The 4,180-nt window shown below is 67.8% G+C and carries 2 protein-coding genes, 1 pseudogene and 1 other annotated feature; of the genes and pseudogenes, 1 reads left to right on the top strand and 2 read right to left on the bottom strand.

What is annotated here, in order from left to right; all coding sequences use genetic code 11:
* Positions 1 to 195: 195 nt before the first annotated feature.
* Positions 196 to 860 (top strand): annotated as a pseudogene (locus JHC36_RS11160) (IS3 family transposase); the annotation flags it as partial.
* Positions 474 to 590: a sequence feature (AL1L pseudoknot), on the top strand. Its footprint overlaps the pseudogene before it by 117 nt.
* A 74-nt stretch (positions 861 to 934) precedes the next feature.
* Here JHC36_RS11160 and JHC36_RS11155 read toward each other — a convergent pair.
* On the bottom strand, positions 935 to 2,386 hold the full coding sequence (locus JHC36_RS11155; protein WP_287919131.1) for an efflux transporter outer membrane subunit: 1,452 nt from the start codon (positions 2,384 to 2,386) through the stop codon (positions 935 to 937).
* A 5-nt stretch (positions 2,387 to 2,391) separates the two neighbouring features.
* The coding region (locus JHC36_RS11150) for an efflux RND transporter permease subunit (protein WP_287919129.1) at positions 2,392 to 4,180 on the bottom strand (1,789 nt) is incomplete at its 5' end.

Genomic DNA, 4,180 nt, shown 5'->3' with positions numbered 1-4,180 from the left:
TACCAGTCAATCAGTTCGGTTGCCGCTGCAAAGGTGTCGATCGTCCGATTCGTCAGCAGTCGCCACTCCACCGGCTTCCCCCTCGGGGGTGCCTTCTTCGCGCGCCACTAGGCAGCTCACCTCAACCCGGCCACCCTGACCCGCTTGAACCGCCCCGGGTTTTGAGGAGGCTCCAACCTTGATGAGAATGGAGCCATGAACAAATCGAACAAGTTTTCCCCTGAAGTGCGCGAGCGCGCCGTGCGGATGGTGCAGGAGCACCGCGGTGAGTACCCCTCGCTGTGGGCCGCTGTGGAGTCGATCGCCCCCAAGATCGGCTGTTCGGCGCACACCCTGCTGGAGTGGGTCAGACGCGACGAGGTCGATGCAGGCACGCCCCCAGGCGTGACCTCAGCAGAAGCACAGCGGGTCAAGGATCTGGAGCGCGAGGTCAAGGAGCTGCGCCGGGCCAACGAGATTCTCAAGCTGGCCAGCGCGTTTTTCGCCCAGGCGGAGCTCGACCGCCGACTCAAGAACTGAGAGCGTTTGTCGATCAGTACCGCGCCCAATTCGGGGTCGAGCCGATCTGCAAGGTCCTGCAGATCGCCCCAAGCGGTTACCGCCTGCACGCCGCCCGGCGGCGCAACCCGGCCTTGCTGCCGGCACGCGCCCAGCGCGATCAGAGACTGATCCCCCACATCCAACAGGTCTGGCAAGCGAACATGCAGGTCTATGGCGCGGACAAGATCTGGAAGCAGATGAACCGGGATGGGGTGGTGGTGGCGCGCTGCACGGTCGAGCGGCTGATGCGTCGTCTCGGGCTGCGCGGTGTGATGCGTGGCAAGGTCGTGCGCACCACGATCCCGGACCCCAAGGCGCCATCGCGCGCAGCGTTGACTTCTCCTCCCCCATTCAGCGGGGGAGGTTGGGAGGGGGAGCACGGAGTACGAGGCCGCTACCGGCTATGGGAGGTGGCCGAAGCGGTGGGCAAAGGGCCGATGGCGGGGGTGTCGTTCGCGCCCCAGCCACCGCCCAGGGCCTGAATCAGCCCGACGCTGGCGGCGTAGCGGCGGTTCAGCAGGGTGAGCTGCGCATTGCGGGCGCTGGTGGCAGTGGTTTGCGCGGTGAGCACGTTGAGATAGGGCGCGGTGCCGGCCTTGTACTGGTTTTCGGCCAGGCGCAGCGAGACCTCGGCGGCCTGCACCACATCGGCCTGTTGCTGCGACTCTTGCGCCAGGATGCGCTGCGCGACGAGGTTGTTTTCCACCTGCTGCAGCGCGGTGAGCACGCTCTGGCGGTAGTTGGCGACCGTCTGGCGGTAGGCGGCCTGGCTGCTTTGCACCTGCGCGCGGCGCAGCCCGCCGTCGAACAGCGTGGCGGCGAGCTGTGGCCCGAGCGACCAGAACAGCGAAGGCGCGGAGAACAATTGCGCGATGCGCGTCGCCTGGCTGCCGCCTTGTGCCGAGAGGGTCAGGTTGGGGAACCATGCCGTCTGCGCCACGCCGATCTGGGCGTTCGCTGCCGCCACCTGCGCCTGGGCCGCGGCCAGATCGGGCCGGCGCTGCAGCAGCTGTGCCGGGACGCCCGCGGGGAGGGCGGGCACCTCGGGCAGAGCGCCTGCTGCGGGCAGGGTGAAATCGGCGGGCGGCTGGCCCACGAGCACGGCGATGGCGTTCTGCAACTGCGCGCGGGTCACACCCAGATCGGTCAGGCTGGTCTGCGCCTGCAGCAACTGGGTGCGCGCCTGGGCGACGTCGGCGGCGGTATCCACCCCGGCCTTGTAGCGGTTGTCGGTGAGCTGCAGGGCGCGCTGGTAGGCGACCACGGTGTCCTGTGCCAGCGCGATCTGCGCGTCCACGGTGCGCAGTTGCAAATAGCTGGTGGCCAGCGTGGCCTGCAGGCTGAGCAGGGTGTTCTGCAGCGTGGCCGCGCTGGCCGCGGCGGTGGCTTGCCCGGCCTGCACCTGAAGACGGACCTTGCCCCATAGATCGGGCTCCCAGCTCGCGCCCAGCGAGGCGCTCAGGCTGTTGCCTACGGCGCCGCTGGCAGCGCTTCGGGCGCGGTTTGCCGAGGCGCCCGCAGTCACGGCTGGGTAGTAGGCGGCCTGGGCCTGCGCCACCGCGGCCTGCGCTTGCTCATAGGCGGCGAGCTGGGCGGCCAGGCTCTGATTGTGCTGCGCGACCTGGGCCTCCAGGCTAGAGAGCACCGGGTCGTCGAACACGCTCCACCATGGGCCACGCGGGGCAGCGGCCAGTGCCTGCGCAGGCTGCCAGTCGCCCTGTACCTGGCCGTAGCTTGCAGGCATGCTGAACGCCACCGGCGGCTCCGGCGGCGTGGCGGCGCAGGCGCCGAGCAGCAGGGCCAGCGGCAGGGCGAGAGACGGACGGGGGAGTCGGTTTGCGGTCATGGCGTTCAGGCCTTGGTGTCCAGGGGAGACGGTGCCGCGGGGCGGTCGCCGCGGCCGAACTTGCGCAGCGTCCAGCGGCGCAGGCGGTCGAGTTCGAGGTAGATGACAGGCGTGGTGTAGAGAGTGAGCGCCTGACTCACGATCAATCCCCCGGCGATGGAGATGCCCAGCGGCTGGCGCAGCTCGGCGCCGTTGCCGGTGATGAAGGCCAGCGGCAGGGCCGTGCCTAGTGCAGCCAGGGTGGTCATGAGGATGGGGCGCAGCCGCAGGGTGGCGGCGCGGTAGATGGCGTCGCGCGGGTTCATGCCGTGCTCGCGTTCGGCGCTGAGGGCGAAATCGACCATGAGAATGGCGTTTTTCTTCACGATGCCGATGAGCAGGAACACCCCGATGAGCGCGATGATGGAAAACTCGGTGTGCGTGAGTTGCAGCGCGAGCACCGCGCCCACGCCCGCGGGCGGCAGGGTGGAGAGGATGGTGAGGGGATGCAGCGTGCTCTCATACAGCATGCCGAGCACGATGTAGATGGCGAAGATGGCGGCCATGATGAACAGCGGCTGGTTTTGCAGCGTACTGGCGAACAGCTGCGCCGTGCCCTGGAAGCCGCCATGAATCTCCGAAGGCAGGCCGATGGCGGCCATGGCCTCGTTGATCTTGCCCTGGACGCTGCTCAGCGATACGCCCTTGTCGAGATTGAAGGAAAGAGTGGACGAGACGAACAGCCCCTGATGGTTGACCGCCAGCGGCGTGTTGGTGAGCTCATAGTGCGCCAGCGCCGCCAGCGGCACGCGCTGGCCTTTGCTGCCCACCAGGAACACATCGTTGAGCGCCTGGGCGTTGTTCTGGTACTGCTGCGCGGCCTGCATCACCACCCGGTACTGGTTCAACGGGGCGTAGATGGTGGAGATGAGCCGCTGGCCGAAGGCGTCGTTGAGGGTCTGGTCGATGGCCGAGACGGGGATGCCATAACGCGCGGCGGCCGCGCGGTCGATCACCAGCGAGAGCTGCAGCCCGTTGGCCTGCTGATCGCTGTTGACGTCGTTCAGACCCGGAATGCGCTTGAACGCGGCGAGCACCTTGGGCTCCCATTCGCGCAGCAGGTTCAGGTCCGACGCCTGCAGGGTGTACTCATACAGCGCCGCCGATGGCCGGCCGCCCGCGCGGATGTCCTGCACCGGGAACATGAAAGTCTGCGTGCCCGGCACCCGCGACAGCGCGCGGCGCAACTGCATGATGATGGTCTGCACGCCGGGGCGCTGGTCCAGCGGCTTGAGCTGCATGAACATGAAGGCGCTGTTGGCCGTGCCCCCGCCCGTGAAAGCGACGACGTTCTGCACGCCTTTGTTGGCGCGCACGATGGCCACGATGCGTTCGAGCTTCTTGCTCATGTCCTGAAACGACACCGACTGATCGGCCTGCACCGAGCCGATCAGCAGGCCGGTGTCCTGCGTCGGGAAAAAGCCCTTGGGGACGATCTTGTAGAGATAGACGCTCAGGCCGATGGTGGCGAAGAACACCAGGAGCATGAGCAACGGCCGCCGCAGCGCCCAGCCCAGGCTGCGGGCGTAGCCGCTTTGAACATGGTTCCACAAGGCTTCGAGCCGGGAAGGCCGTGGTGGCGGCGCGGCCTCGCCTCTTGGCGGCAGCCCGTGCAGCCAGCGCGAGGCCAGCATGGGCGTGACCGTGAGCGAGACCAGCAGCGAAATGCCGATGGCCACCGACAGGGTGACGGCGAATTCGTGGAACAACCGGCCGACGATGCCGCCCATGAACAGCACCGGCAGGAACACGGCG

Source organism: Tibeticola sp. (assembly GCF_022759015.1).
In the GTDB taxonomy this organism is placed as follows: Bacteria; Pseudomonadota; Gammaproteobacteria; order Burkholderiales; family Burkholderiaceae_C; genus Tibeticola; species Tibeticola sediminis.
The sequence above is the reverse complement of the archived record's forward strand: the minus strand, read 5'-3'. Positions and strand labels throughout refer to the sequence as shown.